13 protein-coding genes and 4 tRNA genes are annotated in these 13,558 nt (G+C 69.6%); 9 read left to right on the top strand and 8 right to left on the bottom strand.

Going from position 1 to position 13,558, the window contains the following annotated elements; genetic code table 11:
• From VGF64_17365 to VGF64_17355, 3 genes are all read right to left on the bottom strand, one after another.
• On the bottom strand, positions 1–352 hold a 352-nt coding region (locus VGF64_17365; GenBank protein HEY1636528.1), incomplete at its 3' end, for a protein phosphatase 2C domain-containing protein.
• The gene (locus tag VGF64_17360; GenBank protein ID HEY1636527.1) at positions 349–867 is read right to left on the bottom strand and encodes an FHA domain-containing protein; all 519 of its coding nucleotides are present in this window, start codon (positions 865–867) and stop codon (positions 349–351) included. The genes VGF64_17365 and VGF64_17360, both read right to left, overlap by 4 nt.
• 108 nt (positions 868–975) lie before the next feature.
• Positions 976–1,632 (bottom strand): DUF3662 and FHA domain-containing protein, encoded by a 657-nt coding sequence (locus tag VGF64_17355; GenBank protein HEY1636526.1) that lies wholly within the window; start codon positions 1,630–1,632, stop codon positions 976–978.
• Positions 1,633–1,779: 147 nt separating this feature from the next.
• Between VGF64_17355 and VGF64_17350 the strand changes: the two genes are divergently transcribed.
• Together VGF64_17350 and VGF64_17345 are read left to right on the top strand one after the other, a co-directional pair.
• A tRNA-Leu gene (locus VGF64_17350) sits at positions 1,780–1,863 on the top strand.
• A gap of 103 nt (positions 1,864–1,966) precedes the next feature.
• Entirely contained in the window at positions 1,967–2,932 is a 966-nt protein-coding gene (locus VGF64_17345; protein HEY1636525.1) for a hypothetical protein, read from the top strand.
• A 9-nt stretch (positions 2,933–2,941) separates the two neighbouring features.
• Here VGF64_17345 and larC read toward each other — a convergent pair whose 3' ends face one another.
• A complete protein-coding gene (larC, locus tag VGF64_17340) occupies positions 2,942–4,195 on the bottom strand; it encodes a nickel pincer cofactor biosynthesis protein LarC (protein HEY1636524.1) in 1,254 nt (417 codons plus the stop codon).
• The gene (gene larB, locus VGF64_17335) at positions 4,192–4,977 is read right to left on the bottom strand and encodes a nickel pincer cofactor biosynthesis protein LarB (GenBank protein HEY1636523.1); all 786 of its coding nucleotides are present in this window, start codon (positions 4,975–4,977) and stop codon (positions 4,192–4,194) included. The genes larC and larB overlap by 4 nt, the downstream gene beginning before the upstream one ends.
• A 149-nt stretch (positions 4,978–5,126) precedes the next feature.
• Between larB and pheA the strand changes: the two genes are divergently transcribed.
• From pheA to VGF64_17320, 3 genes are all read left to right on the top strand, one after another.
• Complete coding sequence (gene pheA, locus VGF64_17330; GenBank protein ID HEY1636522.1) at positions 5,127–6,056, top strand: prephenate dehydratase; 930 nt, start codon at positions 5,127–5,129, stop codon at positions 6,054–6,056.
• Between the two features lie 13 nt (positions 6,057–6,069).
• Positions 6,070–6,154: transfer RNA gene (locus tag VGF64_17325), tRNA-Ser, on the top strand.
• 96 nt (positions 6,155–6,250) lie between these two features.
• Complete coding sequence (locus tag VGF64_17320; GenBank protein ID HEY1636521.1) at positions 6,251–6,964, top strand: class I SAM-dependent methyltransferase; 714 nt, start codon at positions 6,251–6,253, stop codon at positions 6,962–6,964.
• 96 nt (positions 6,965–7,060) lie between these two features.
• Here VGF64_17320 and VGF64_17315 read toward each other — a convergent pair whose 3' ends face one another.
• Complete coding sequence (locus VGF64_17315; GenBank protein HEY1636520.1) at positions 7,061–8,263, bottom strand: CapA family protein; 1,203 nt, start codon at positions 8,261–8,263, stop codon at positions 7,061–7,063.
• A 235-nt stretch (positions 8,264–8,498) separates the two neighbouring features.
• On the opposite strand from VGF64_17315, the gene VGF64_17310 reads away from it, so the two are divergent.
• Positions 8,499–9,020 carry a hypothetical protein gene (locus VGF64_17310; GenBank protein ID HEY1636519.1) on the top strand — a complete coding sequence of 174 codons (522 nt, stop codon included), beginning with the start codon at positions 8,499–8,501 and terminating at the stop codon, positions 9,018–9,020.
• Positions 9,021–9,049: 29 nt separating this feature from the next.
• On the opposite strand, the gene VGF64_17305 is transcribed toward VGF64_17310, so the two are convergent.
• The gene (locus VGF64_17305) at positions 9,050–10,288 is read right to left on the bottom strand and encodes an AI-2E family transporter (protein HEY1636518.1); all 1,239 of its coding nucleotides are present in this window, start codon (positions 10,286–10,288) and stop codon (positions 9,050–9,052) included.
• Between the two features lie 69 nt (positions 10,289–10,357).
• The gene (locus VGF64_17300) at positions 10,358–11,995 is read right to left on the bottom strand and encodes an AMP-binding protein (GenBank protein HEY1636517.1); all 1,638 of its coding nucleotides are present in this window, start codon (positions 11,993–11,995) and stop codon (positions 10,358–10,360) included.
• 84 nt (positions 11,996–12,079) lie between these two features.
• Here VGF64_17300 and VGF64_17295 point away from each other — a divergent pair, with 84 nt between their 5' ends.
• The 3 genes from VGF64_17295 to VGF64_17285 all read left to right on the top strand — a co-directional run bounded on the left by VGF64_17295 (position 12,080) and on the right by VGF64_17285 (position 12,923).
• Complete coding sequence (locus VGF64_17295; protein ID HEY1636516.1) at positions 12,080–12,646, top strand: nucleoside deaminase; 567 nt, start codon at positions 12,080–12,082, stop codon at positions 12,644–12,646.
• A 51-nt stretch (positions 12,647–12,697) separates the two neighbouring features.
• Positions 12,698–12,786 (top strand) — tRNA-Ser (locus tag VGF64_17290).
• Positions 12,787–12,850: 64 nt separating this feature from the next.
• Positions 12,851–12,923: transfer RNA gene (locus VGF64_17285), tRNA-Arg, on the top strand.
• Positions 12,924–13,558 lie beyond the last annotated feature (635 nt).

Here is a 13,558-nt window from a genome sequence, read left to right as displayed (position 1 = left end):
CGCGGGAGTCCCCCACGTTCACCACGGCCAGGTCTTCCTTACCGTCGACCGTCACGAGCCCCAGCGCCGTGAGCGTCGTCCCCATTCCCCGCAGAGCCGTCTCCGCCCGAGACGCCTCCCACACGGCGTGGTTGGCCTGGCGCACGGCGTCGGCCAGGCCGTCGGCCGACGGGTGACCGGCGAAGGTCGTACGGAAGGCGTCGATCGCCGTCTGGGCCGCCGTTTCCCCGCCGACGTGGCCGCCCATCCCGTCGGCCACGGCGAAGAGCCCGTCGCCCTCGAGGGCCCGGTCCTGGTTCGTCGTGCGCACGAGGCCGACATCGGTGGCCGAGCTGGAGCGCAGCCGGATCACGGGCCGACCTCCAGGACGGTGCGGCCGACCTGGAGCCGGTCGCCGAGGTGGAGGGGCACGGGCGAGGCGAGCTTCTTGGCGTTCACGTAGGTCCCGTTGGTCGAGCCGAGGTCCTCGATCCATGTCTCGCCGTTGCTCCGGAAGAGTCGGGCGTGCAGCTGGGAGGTGAAGGCGTCGTCCAGGGCCACCCCGCAGCCGGAGGCGCGGCCCACCGTCACCTCCTCGCCGAGCTCGAAGGTCCGACCCTGCCGTTCGGCGGGCTCCAGCACCCTGAGCCGCATGACCTGCCCGTTGGCCCGCCGGCCGTCGACTGGCAGCGCCCCGGTCGGGGGACCCGGCGGCTGGGGAGGCGGGGCTTCCCTGCGGCGGGTCCGTCGCGATTTGGGCTCCTCGACGACGGTCACCACGGGCGGCCGTTTGAGCTCGGACCAGACGGCTCGCAGGACGCGCAGGAAGAACAGCCAGAGCAGCGCGATCAGGAAGAACTTGAGGATCGTGAGGAGCGAGTCAGACACCGGGCCGTCAGCCGTCCGTCGGGGTCAGGTGATGCCGGGGGCGACCGGGCCCCCTGGCCGGCGGAGCGGGAGTCGAGGGCCTCACCCGCGCGGGTGCGCGCCGGCGCACTACCGCACCTCGAATCGAAGGCTCGTCCTGCCCACGGTGATCTCGTCACCGTCGTTCAGCCGCCTGGTGCGCACCTGGGCGCCGTTGACCCGCGTCCCGTTCGTCGATCCGAGGTCCGAGACGACCACGTCGGGCCCGTCCCGGCGCACCTCGGCGTGGCGTCGGCTGACGTTGGTGTCCTCCACCACCACGGTGCACTCGGGCATTCGCCCGATGACGATCGGCTCCTCGTCCAGGGTGACGCGGCGGCCGTCGGCGAGGACCAGGCTCATCATGGGACCACCGCCGGGGCCGCCCTTGACCTCGCTGGTGACGACGCAGGAGCCGGGGTTGAGACCCTGATCCGGCTTGAGGGCCACCTCGACGGGACCCACGAAGTTGAAGCGCTCGGTGCGGGCATGGTCCCGCGCGGCATCGGCGAGCTCGGAGACCAGGGCGTCGGCGAACGACTCGAAGCGCTCCATGTCGCTCGGCGCCAGGGCCACCTCGAACACGTTGGGCGCGATCACGCCGCGGGGGCCGACGGTGCGCTGGAGGTCCATCTCACGGGTCAGGCGGCGCGCGATCTCGACCGGCTGCAAGCCGCTCCGAAAGGCTTTTGCGAACGCTCCCTCGACGAGGCGCTCGAGTCGCTGCTCAAACTGCTGGAGTCCCATGCTCGAGCCAGCCTACCCACCCTTGGTCCTGGGTCGGGAAGAGGGGCCTCGGTGCCCGAGGCCCACGCGGATGGTCGGCCCATGGTAGCGAGTTCAGGCCATCCTTCCTGGTCGGAGGGTCGACTAAGGTGACCCACGCTTCACTCGGGGCGAGTGGCGGAATTGGCAGACGCGCAGGATTCAGGTTCCTGTGTCCGCAAGGACGTGGGGGTTCAAGTCCCCCCTCGCCCACGAGCGGCGTGGCGTCCTCTGGCCGCCCTCGCCGGTCGGGCCGCTTCGCCCGTCCGTCCGCTCGACCCCTGGTCGCGGCCGGCGAGGGCTAGGGTCAGCGCCGATGGCTTTTCGCCGTCGTCGTCCGCGCGTGTTGGTCATCCTCGGGTTGGTCGTGGCGGTGATCGTGATCGTCGTGCTGGCCCTGCCCGGCTCACAGTCGAGTCCCGACCAGCAGTCGTACCTGGACATCGTGCGCCCCCAGCTCCTGCTCTCTTCCCAGCAGGGGGCCGCGGTGCGGGACATGCGGGCCAACGCCCCCGCCTTCGACCGCACGACGCTGTTCCAGCGGGTGAACGATCTCGCGGGTGCGACCGCCGGCGTCCAGCAGCAGGTGGCCGTCGTCGATCCGCCGGGATCGCTGGGGTCTTCCGGCGGCGACCTCGACCGGGCGTTGAAGATGCGGGCTCAGGGTGTCGCGTCGCTTCGTGACGGATTGCAGACCGCATTGTCCGGGGCGCCGGGCGATCAGCCCCAGGCCCAGCTGGCTCGAGCGGGGCAGGAGCTCAGTGCCGCTGACGGCCTCTACGGCAGCTTCCTGCGGGCGCTGCCGCGATCCCAGGCAGCATCGATCGCCGTTCCCCAGTACCGGTGGGTCCTGAACGAGGCGGACTGGGCCCCGAGCTCCCTGAACCTCTATGTGCTCGGCCTCCGGCTCTCCTCATCGCTGGCCGTGCACCACGGCGTCGGCCTCGTGCTGGTGTCAACCCAGCCGGCGCCCACCTCGTACAACGGGCCGGTGGCCGTGCTCGGGCTCGCCAGGCAGCTGACCGTCAAAGTGGTGGTCGCCAACACCGGCAACGCGACCGAGCACGCCGTGCCCGTCGTGGCCACGCTGGCATCGGCGCAGACCCAGTCTGTCCGCACCGTCGTCGACATCGATCCCGGCCAACGCCGGGCGATCGACCTCGGCGGCCTGTCGCTCGGCCCGCGGACGTTCTACAACCTGACGGTCTCCGTCGGCCCCATCGACGGAGAGCTCATTCCCGCCGACAACCAGCAGACGACGACCCTCGCCGTTTCGGGCTGAGCGGGCCGCTCAGGACGCACCGGGGGAGTCGTCGTCATTGGTGCGTCGCCGCCATGCCGTCTCCGCCCGCCACAGCACCTCGCGCAGAGGGAGCCCGGTGCGGCGCGCGGCGCGGGCGGCGTCGTCGTGCTCGACCTTGATCCGTCCGGGGCTGACCTTGACCCGCACGGGCACGCCCTCGATCTCGACCTCCTGTACCGACCGGCTGGCCGGCCACCGCTCCAGGACCTGGCCCCGAACGCCCAGGGAGCCGGTCTCGATCCGGAGGACCTCCGACAGCGACGGCACCAGGGCGGTGTCGGCGAGCACGCTCACGGTGTGTCCCGGCCGACCCTTCTTCATGATGACAGGGGTGATCCAGGCGTCGTGGGCTCCAGCGGCCATTAGCGCAGCGACCGCGTGGGCCAGCGTCTCGCCGCTTGCGTCGTCGACGTTGACCTCGAGCAGCGTCACTGGCTGCCCGGGGACCGAGGATGCCAGCTCGAGCGGAGTCCCGAGGACGACCTGGGTGCAGTTGGGGAGCTGATCGAGATCTCGCAGGCCGGCACCGAACCCGGTGGCCGTGATCGTCATCGCCGGGAGCGGGCCGTAGGAGGTGGCCGTCCCGGCCAGAATGGCCGCACCCGAGGGCGTGGTCAGCTCCACGTTGATGTCCCGCCCCTGGGTCGGCACCCCGCGGAGCAGCTCCACCACTGCGGGAGCCGGGTTGGGGAGGATGCCATGAGCGGTGCGGACCACGCCGGTTCCGGTGGCCACCGGGCTGGCGGTGACGAGGTCGATGTCGAGCACCTCCATCGCCGCGCTCGTGCCCACGATGTCGACGATGGCGTCGTGGCCGCCGACCTCGTGGAAGTGGATCTGGGAAGGGGGCCGGCGGTGCAGGGCGCCCTCGGCTCGGGCCAGGGCACCGAAGGCAGCCAGCGAACGCCGGCGGGCACGTTCGGGCAGTCGGGCCTCCTCGATGAGGCCCACGATGTGGGAATGCGTCCGCACCACGCTGTCCTCGGTCACCCGCACCACCGCCCGGGTGGCCGCGATCCCTCCTCGCAGTACGGGCTCGGCCTCGAGCGTCCAGCCTCGGAGCGGCAGCCGCTTGACCACGGCCGCCACCTCGTCGAGATCGGCGCCGGCGTCCAGGAGGCTGCCCAGCGCCATGTCGCCCGCGATACCGGCGAAGCAATGGAACCACGCGGTGGTCGAGGGGGCGGAGACCGTGACGCCCGCCTTTTCCTCGCCGGCGGACGGCCCCGAGGCGCTGCTCATCCGAAGAGGCGATTGACGGCGCAGGCGGCGCCGAACCCATTGTCGATCCCGACGACCGTGACCCCGGCTGCGCACGACGAGAGCATGGACAGCAGCGCGGCGATGCCCTCGAAAGCGGCGCCGTAGCCCGTGCTGGTGGGGACGGCGACCACGGGAGCCGCAGTCACGCCGCCGACGAGGCTGGCGAGCGCTCCCTCCATGCCAGCAACGACGATCACGGCGTCGGCCTTGGCCAGGTCGTCGGCGCTGACGAGCAAGCGGTGGATGCCGGCCACGCCGCAGTCAGTCAGGAGCTCGGGCCGAAGCCCGAGGGCGGCGAGCGTGGCCTGGCACTCCTCGGCCACGGGCAGGTCCGCGGTGCCGGCCGTGACCACCAGCACCCGTCCCGGCCGCTCAGCCGCGGGGCGCCAGGCGACGAGGCTCAGATCCTGACCTGCTCGCTCCGTCCACCGGGTTCCGGCTGGACCGGTGAGGGTGCGGCGACCACCGGGATTGCGGGCCATGGCCGCTGCGCACTGTTCGGGGTCGGCCCTGGTGAGGAGGACCGGCTGTCCGGCGGGCTCGGAGAGCAGCTCGGCGACGATGGCCGAGCACTGATCGGCGGTCTTGCCCGGTGCGTAGACCGCCTCCAGCAGACCCTGACGCAAGGGCCGGTGGTGGTCGACCTTCGCGAAGCCGATATCGGCGAATGGCAGGCGTCGCAGCCGGGCCACGGCGTCGTCGGGATCGAGCGATCCCGCGCGGATGTCCTCGAGGAGCTGGCGAATGGCGTTCTCGTCCATGACCGGTCGTCACTATCCTGCCCGGGAGTGCGCCTTCCTGCCCGTTCTCCTGTCGGCCGGGCCCCCCGGCCCGGCTGCCCCGTCAGGTCGACCTCCCGGGTCGGCTGTGCTCCCGCGTCGACCGCCCGGGCCGGCTGGCGTGCCGGCCGGTGACCAGGGTCGCCTTCCTCGGGCCGCCGGGCACCTTCACCGAGGAGGCGCTGCTCAGCCAGGCCGACCTCGCCCAGCTGGAGCTGGTGCCCGCCTCGGCGTTGCTGGACGTGCTGACCGCCACACAGTCGGGCGAGGTCGAGCTCGGCTTCGTTCCCATCGAGAACTCGATCGAGGGCACCGTGACGGCCACGCTCGACAGTCTGGTCTTCGACACCGACCTGCTCATCCAGCGAGAGGTCGTGCTCGACGTTCACCTGAACCTGGTGGCCGCGCCGGGTACCAGGACGAGCGACATCACCCGGGTCGTCTCCTTTCCGCACGCCTCGGCGCAGTGCCGCGGCTTTCTCGCCCACGTGCTTCCGGGCGCCGAGGTGGCGGCGGCGAACTCGACCGCTGACGCGGCCCGTCAGGTAGGGGAGGGTCGGTCGCCGACGACCGCGGCTCTGGCCCCGGCTCTGTCCGCCAAGCTGTACGGGTTGGAGGTGCTGGCCTCGGACATCGAGGACCACCAGGACAACCAGACCCGATTCGTCGTGGTGGCCCGGTCGGGGATCCCCGCGCCGACCGGCCACGACCGCACCAGCATCGTGTGCTATCAGCAGGCTGACCGTCCGGGGAACCTGCACGCCATCCTCGGCCAGTTCGCGGCGCGCAACCTCAACCTCACCAAGCTCGAATCGCGGCCGACGAAGCGGGCACTCGGTGACTACTGCTTTATCATCGACCTGGAGGGCCACGTCGACGACGAGGTGGTTGCCGACTGCCTGCGCGACCTGCACGCACAGCAGGCAGGGGTGAAGTTCCTCGGCTCGTACCCCGCAGCAGGTGAGCACGGGCCTGCCCGACGTCGTGACGCCGAGGCGGCCTGGCGGTCGGCCGACGAGTGGATCGCGTCCCTCCGCAGCCAGATCGGGCCGGTACGCTGATTCCGAGCTCGTGGGAGGGATGGCAGAGCGGCCGAATGCGAGGCTCTTGAAAAGCCTTGGGATGCAAGTCCCCGTGGGTTCGAATCCCACTCCCTCCGCTGTGCCGACTCAGGTCGATGGACCAGTCAGGGCTCGCGGTAAGACTGCTGGTTGTGGCACGACACAATGAGGGTGTTCGCGGCTCCGAAGCATCGATGGCTTCCCTTCGGCGCGCCTGGGATGAGAACGCCAACGCCTGGGTGCGCTGGGCGGGCGCGGGTCACGACTCGTATTGGCGATTCCACGGCCGACGTTTCCTCGAGCTCCTACCACCACCGGGGCGGCTGACCGTCGACATCGGCTCCGGCGAGGGGCGACTGGGCCGGGAGCTGATCGGACGAGGCCACCGCGTGGTTGCCCTCGACTCGTCGCTTCTCCTCGCCCGCGCAGCCGTCAGCCACAAGGTTCCCCAGCCGGTGGTGGCGGCCGACGCTGCGGCACTGCCTCTGCGGCCCGGGTGTGCCGACCTCGTCATCGCCTTCATGTCCCTCCAGGACGTCGATGACTTCGTTGCCGCCATCTCGGAGGCGGCTCGGCTTCTCGCACCGCAGGCGCGGCTCTGCATCGCAATCGTCCACCCCCTCAACTCAGCGGGGCGGTTCGAAGGCGAGCGTGAGGACCGAGACGCGCCCTTCGTCGTCAGCGGGTCCTACCTGGCCGCCCATCGCTACCGTGACGACATCGAGCGGGACGGGATGGCGATGACGTTCCACAGCGAGCACCGGCCGCTCGAGGCGTATTCGCGGGCACTGGAGCAGGCAGGCCTCGTCATTGAAGCCATCCGCGAGGTGACCGAGGAGGATCCGGCCGATCGATGGTCGCGGATCCCGCTCTTCCTTCATATCCGCGCTTCCCGCCGGACATCATGACGCGCTGCGCAGCACGTCGGTGGCCTTGTGCTGGCGGTCGACCCCCGTCGACAAGAAGCACCGTGCTGTGCCAGCGCCACCCGCAACCGCAGGCGCTTACGCCGAGAGGCCGCTGCAGTTACGGCGGCTCGCCCAGTCGGCCAGGTCGGCCGTTGCCGCGCCTCCGGTCGACGGGACAGGCACCCCGTCGGTGATGCGGGCGGGGACCCACGAGTAGGCGTCGACCTGGCGACCGGTGGCCTCGACCATCAGCACCCCGCTGCGCCCCGACTCGCCGTCCTCGCGCCAGTACACGAAGTTGCCGAGTCCGTAGGCGACGAGCGACGTGCCCACCCGACCGGCCCCGAACACGCGGTGGGCGTGGCTCCCGACGACGATGTCGGCTCCGGCGCCGAGCAGTGCCTGGGCGAGCGTCTCCTGCTCGGGCGAGGCGCAGTGCGTCTCCTCGACGCCCCAATGCAGGAACGTCACCAGCGTGTCGACCTCCGGTCGTACCGCGCTCACCGCGGCGACGAGACGCGAACGGTCGATCGAGAAGGCGAGGCCGGGCTGGGTGTCGGTCGCCGTCCACTGCGTGACCAGGTTCGGCTCGAGCCAGTCGACGGCGCCGAAGATGGCGATGCGCTGGCCCTTGATCACCGTACGGTACGGCGCGTAGGCCTCTGTCGCGTCGCTGCCGATCCCGACGACCGGAAGCTTGGAGGAGGCGATGGCGGCGAAGGTGTCCTCCATGCCGACGGGCCCGTAGTCGAGGGCGTGGTTGTTCGCCATGTTGACCACGTCGACGCCGGCGGACTTCAAGGCGACGAAGGACTCGGCCGGGGACCGGAAGTGGAAGTTCTTGCCCGCTACCGGCGCGCCCCTGTCGGTGATGGCCGTCTCCAGGTTGACCATGGACAGGTCGGCGCCCGAGAGCACGGGGGCGATGGGCGCCAGCAGGTGGGTCGGGTCCGACCGGAGCTGGTCGGCCAGCACGACCGGGGAGATGGCCCCGGCATCGGTCGTGTCGCGTTCGGCGGGAAAGTGCACGTCACCTCCGAAGGCGAACCTGACCGGCTGTCCGCTCCCACGCGGCCCCCGCGGTCCGGGCGGGTTCGGAGTGGTCTGGTCGGCGGGAGCAGTCGTCGCCGGAACCCGCTGCCCGGCGCCGGTGTGACCGCCGCCGCAGGCGGCGGCGAACGGCAGTCCCAGCGCCGGTAGGGCCACCCCCGCCCGGAGCAGCTCCCGCCGGGACAGCTGGCGCCGCCGGGCTTCGCCTTCGGGCCTCTCCGGGGATCCGTCGGCGGGGTCGTGTTCCACCGGCAACCTCCTCGACCGTCGGCGAGCCAAGCTAGCTCGACGTCGCCGTCCCGGTGGTCAGTACGACGCCCGCCGCCTGCGCTGTGAACTCGGTCACGATCACGCTTCCTTTACCAAGCGTTCACCGATCCCCCGATAGGCTCGGCTTATCGGTACCCGCGTCCAACGATCCTTCGCCTTTCTCGACCTCTGTGGGTTCACCGACTTTGTCGGCGCGCGTGGCGACGACGAGGCGGTGGCCGAGTTGATCGCGCTCCGAACCACGGTGCGCACCGTGACCTCGCGGGTCGGCGTCCGGATCGACAAGTGGCTGGGTGACGGCGTCATGCTCGTGGGCGTCGACTGCGAGCCCCTGGTCGACGCGGTGGCGACCATCTCCGCCGCCCACTCGCGGCGTGGTCGGCTGCCGTTACGGGCCGGCGTCGCCTGCGGGCAGGTGATCCTGCTCGAGGGCGACGATTACGTGGGGAGCCCAGTGAATCTCGCCGCCCGGCTTTCCGACCGGGCCGAGGGTGACCAGATCCTGGCCGCCTCGGAGGGTCTGGCCCTACCCGAGTCGGTCGTCCAGGGCCGGGCTGCAAACGTCCTTGTTCGTGGCTTCTCGGTGCCGATCTCGGTGGTCGCCCTGGCCGCCCGGCCCCGCGGTCGACGGGTCCTTCCCCTGCCTCGGCTCATTCGCAGCGAGGAAGCGCCGCCGACGGTCGACCTGACGGCGTCCGACCCGACGGTCGAGCTCGAGCGCGAAGCCGGGTCCTGAGCGCGTCTGCCTGGTCGGTCCCTGTCGGCTCAGTCGACGGGACCGGCACCGCGCAGGGGCCTCGTCGGGGATCGACCTCCATCGGCCGGTGCCGGCTCCTCCGCCGACTCCCTGACTCCGTCGGAGGGCACCCCGTCGTCGGCCGGCGACGGGATCGGGCGGGCGGGCTCGGGCGTCGGCTCTGGTGCGGCGCCTTCGTCGTCCAGCGGTTCCAGCCTGCCCGGGTCGTGGTAGTGGTTGTAGACGGCGATCAAGATGGCCGTGAGGGGGACGGCGAGAAAGGCGCCGATGATCCCGCCGATGGCGGTGCCGGCCGCCAGCACCAGGATGATCGCGACCGGGTGGAGGTTCACCTCGTGGCCGAGCACCTTGGGGCCGACGATGTAGCCCTCGACGTTGTGGATGACGATCGTGACGCCGATGATGATGAGCGCGGCGATCGGGCCCTTGATCACCAGGGCGACGAGGGCGGCGAAGGCGCCGCTGACGATGGCTCCGACGATGGGCAGGAAGCCGCCGACGAACGTCAACAGGGCAAGGGGTAGCACGAGAGGCACGCCGAGGCCGATCAGCGCGAGGGAGAGCAGGACTGCGTTCACGAACCCGTTGGCGGCGGTTCCCCGGACGTAGGCGGCCATCGTCGCCCACGTCTGGTGGCCCAGTGTCCTCATGTCCTCAACCCGGCGACCCTTGAACAGCGATAGCGCCCAGCCGCTGATCCTGTCGCCGTCCTTCACGAAGAAGAAGGTGAGGACGAGGGCCAGCAGGGCGCCAGCGGCGACCTCCAGAGCGATCGTCGCCCCCGACAACGCGCCCTTCACGATGGTGCCCTGGTTCTTGGTGAAGAAGTTCTTGGCCTGATTGACGTAGTCGTTGACCTGTCTGTGGGACAGGTGGAAGGGGCCATTGGTGAGATATCGCTCGGCCCGGTTGACCCCGTTGGAGAGCTCGTGGCCGAGCTGGTTGAACTGGCCCTGGGTGAGGGTGTACAGCCCCCAGATCAGGCCGCCGATGACGATCACCGACCCGAGCAACACCGCCCACGTGGCCAGCAACGGCGGCAGCCGGTGCCGGCGCAGCCACCTGGCCGGGGGAGCGAGGACGGTTGCGACGAAGAGGGCGACCACGATGGGCAGGATGATCAGACGCAGCCTGGTGAAGAGGTAGCCGACCACGACCAGGCCGGCCCCGATGATCAGCAGCCGCCAGCAGACGGCCGACCAGCGCGTCAGCCACTTGGGCACGGTCGACTCGGTTGTCTCGGCCACGGGCGTCCTTCCTCGACCCACCACTGTACGAGTTCGGCGGCGTTCGGCCCGCTGGACGGGAGTGGGCGATCAGGCCGGGTCGGAACCCGCCATCTCGGTCCCCAGCTCGGCAATGGAGATCTCGCGCATCCGAAACTTCTGGACCTTGCCCGTGACTGTCATGGGGAAGTCGTCGGCGAAACGGACATATCGGGGGACCTTGAAGTGGGCGATGCGGCCGCGGCAGAACGCCCGTACGTCCTCGTCGATCAGCTCCGCCCCCGGCCGGACCTTCACCCAGGCCGTGATCTCCTCGCCGAAGCGGGGGTCGGGCACGCCGATCACCTGGACGTCGACGATGTCGGGGTGGCCGTGGAGGAACTCCTCGATCTCCCGCGGGTAGACGTTCTCTCCGCCGCGGATGATCATGTCCTTGATGCGCCCCACGATGCTCACGTAGCCGTCGCTGTCCATCGTCGCCAGGTCGCCGGTGTGCATCCACCGCTGGTCGTCGATGACCTCGCCGGTACGGGCGCGGTCGTTCCAGTATCCGATCATCACCGAGTAGCCGCGGGTGAGCAGCTCGCCCGGGGTCTCACGCGGAACCGTTCGCCCCGTGATCGGGTCGACGATCTTGACTTCGACGTGAGGATGCACGCGTCCGACCGTGGCGACGCGCTTGTCGACGCTGTCGTCGGGACCGGTCTGGGTCGACACCGGCGAGGTCTCCGTCATGCCGTAGCAGATCGTGACCTCGCCGATGTGCATCGTCGACATGGCCTGCTTCATGACCTCGACCGGGCATGGCGAGCCGGCCATGATGCCCGTCCGCAGCGAGGACAGGTCGAAACGGGCGAAGTCGGGGTGCTCGAGCTCGGCGATGAACATGGTGGGCACGCCGTAGAGGCTGGTGCAACGTTCGACCTCGACCGTCTCGAGCACGGCGAGCGGGTCGAATGCGGCCTCGGGGATCACTATGGTCGAGCCGTGTGTGGTGCAGGCCAGGTTGCCGAGCACCATCCCGAAGCAGTGGTAGAAGGGCACGGGGATGCACACGCGATCTGCCTCGGTATACCGGGTCAGCTCGCCGGTGAAGAAGCCGTTGTTGAGGATGTTGTGGTGAGACAGCGTGGCGCCCTTGGGAAAGCCGGTGGTGCCGCTGGTGTACTGGATGTTGATGGGGTCGTCGAAGTCGAGGGCGGATTCCCGCTCACGAAGGCGGTCGGGCGCGATCGCCTCTCCCGCGCTCAGGAGGTCGTCCCACGAGGCCGAGCCGAGCAGCACGGTCTGTTGGAGCAAAGGCAGCTCGGGCCGCACCTGGTCGATCATGGCGGCGTAGTCGCTGTCCTTGAACGATGACGCCGCCACCAGGATCCGGCAGCCGGACTGGCCGAGGGCGTGGGCGAGCTCGGAAGTCCGATAGGCGGGGTTGATGTTGACCAGGATGAGGCCGATCTTGGCCGTGGCGTACTGGACCAGGACCCACTCGGCGCAGTTCGGACTCCACACGCCGACCCGATCGCCGACCTCGAGGCCGAGGTCGAGGAGACCTCTGGCCACCACGTCGACGGCGTCGTTGAAGGCCTGGTAGGTGTACCGCAGGCCCTGGTGCCGGGACACCAGGGCCTCTCGATCGGGGAATCTGGCGACGGTTCGCTCGAGGTTGGCCCCGATCGTCTCACCCAGCAGCGGGGCGTTCGAAATGCCGTTGGCGTACGACAGCTCCATGTCCACTCCCGTCTCCGGGGCGAAGCTAGCGCACGGTTAGGCTCGGATCCATGGGCGCGGGGCGGCGCCAAAGGGAGTAGGGGAATGACACCTGACGAGCTCATGGCCGAGGCGTGTCGGCTGGCCCAGGAATCGGTCGACAACAACTGGGGAGGACCATTCGGCACCCTGATCGTCAAGAATGGCGAGATCGTGGCGCGCGGCCAGAATCGCGTCCTCTTGACCGGTGACATCACGGCCCACGCCGAGATCGAGGCGATTCGCAAGGCTTGCGCCGTGCTCAACCCCGAGGGTCCCTCGATCGCCAAGGACCGTCAGAACACGTCGCTCCTGGCGCTCGTGTCGCGGCCCGAGGGTTCTCCCGATCCTCTCGAAGCGCGAGCCAGGATGCTCATGGGCCACGAGATCTACCTCAGCGGCGCACCCTGCCCGATGTGCATGAGCGCCATCTACTGGGCCCGGATCGACGCCGTCTACTTCGCCAACGATGCCGAGCGCACCAGCCAGATCGGGTTCGACGACGCCTTCCAGTACGAGGACTTCGCCCGTCCGTTGAGCCATCGGCGCATCAAGATCGAGCAGCTGCGACCGGATCTGGGCGAGGTGCCCTACAACGCCTGGGCGGCGAAGGCCGACAAGCACCCGTACTGAGCACCGTATGGGGTACGGGGCGCCCGAGCCCTTGGCCTAGAATCCTCCCCCGGAGAGGTGCGAGAGCGGCCGAATCGGACTCACTGCTAATGAGTTGACCTGGGAGACCGGGTCCGAGGGTTCAAATCCCTCCCTCTCCGCGCCGTCCATGGCCTGGTGCGCCAGTCGCCGACAAGGGACGATCAAATATGCTGTACGACTCCAGCGCTCGTAGCTCAACGGATAGAGCATCTGACTACGGATCAGAAGGTTGGGGGTTCGAATCCCTCCGAGCGCGCTAGAGAAGTACCAGGTTAGGGGCCAATTCTGAGGTCCGGCCACGAACTCGGTCGAGGTGCCATCCCAAGGACATACATCCAGCCCACGATCGGCCGCCTTCTCATCACACAGCTCGACGCCCGCATCCTGGACGAGCTCTGCCGGTACCTCCGCGAGGAGAAGGGTCTCACCCGCTCGTCCGTGCGATCGGCTCATGCACTCATCAGTGGAGCGCTGAGCGACGCGACGCGCTGGGGCTGGCTGACCTCCAATCCTGCTCGAGATGCGCGCCCATCGACCGTAAGCCAGGTAGACACGTCGTTACCTGATGCGACCCAGGTTGCGGCGTTACTAGCGGCGGCCGCTCAGCGAGACCCGGAGTTGGCGGTCTTCCTTTGACTGGCTGCCGCCATCGTGCGCGCCGTGGCCAGCTGTGCGCGCTGCGGTGGTCTTCAAATCGATCTCAAGCCGGGCGCTCGGGCGTCCGAGTAGGTATGGGACATGTTGGGCGGGGCGATAGGAATTGCGGCTCGGAACGGTCAACGCTTGAGCAATAGCTCACGCCATGGTCCCGGCCGCAGCCCTATCAGCTTCAGGCGCCCTCAGGTCTCCGACGACCCAGGCTGCCCTCGGCCCCGACAGCGCCCGGCTGAG

It is taken from the genome of Acidimicrobiales bacterium, from assembly GCA_036491125.1.
Classification (GTDB): domain Bacteria; phylum Actinomycetota; class Acidimicrobiia; order Acidimicrobiales; family AC-9; genus AC-9.
This window is presented reverse-complemented; position numbering and strand designations above follow the sequence as displayed.

Coding starts and splice junctions, on each gene's coding strand:
- VGF64_17355 (HEY1636526.1), bottom strand. CDS start 1,632: ATGGGACTCCAGCAGTTTGAGCAGCGACTCGAGCGCCTCGTCGAGGGA.
- VGF64_17345 (HEY1636525.1), top strand. CDS start 1,967: ATGGCTTTTCGCCGTCGTCGTCCGCGCGTGTTGGTCATCCTCGGGTTG.
- larC (HEY1636524.1), bottom strand. CDS start 4,195: ATGAGCAGCGCCTCGGGGCCGTCCGCCGGCGAGGAAAAGGCGGGCGTC.
- larB (HEY1636523.1), bottom strand. CDS start 4,977: ATGGACGAGAACGCCATTCGCCAGCTCCTCGAGGACATCCGCGCGGGA.
- VGF64_17320 (HEY1636521.1), top strand. CDS start 6,251: ATGGCTTCCCTTCGGCGCGCCTGGGATGAGAACGCCAACGCCTGGGTG.
- VGF64_17300 (HEY1636517.1), bottom strand. CDS start 11,995: ATGGAGCTGTCGTACGCCAACGGCATTTCGAACGCCCCGCTGCTGGGT.
- VGF64_17295 (HEY1636516.1), top strand. CDS start 12,080: ATGACACCTGACGAGCTCATGGCCGAGGCGTGTCGGCTGGCCCAGGAA.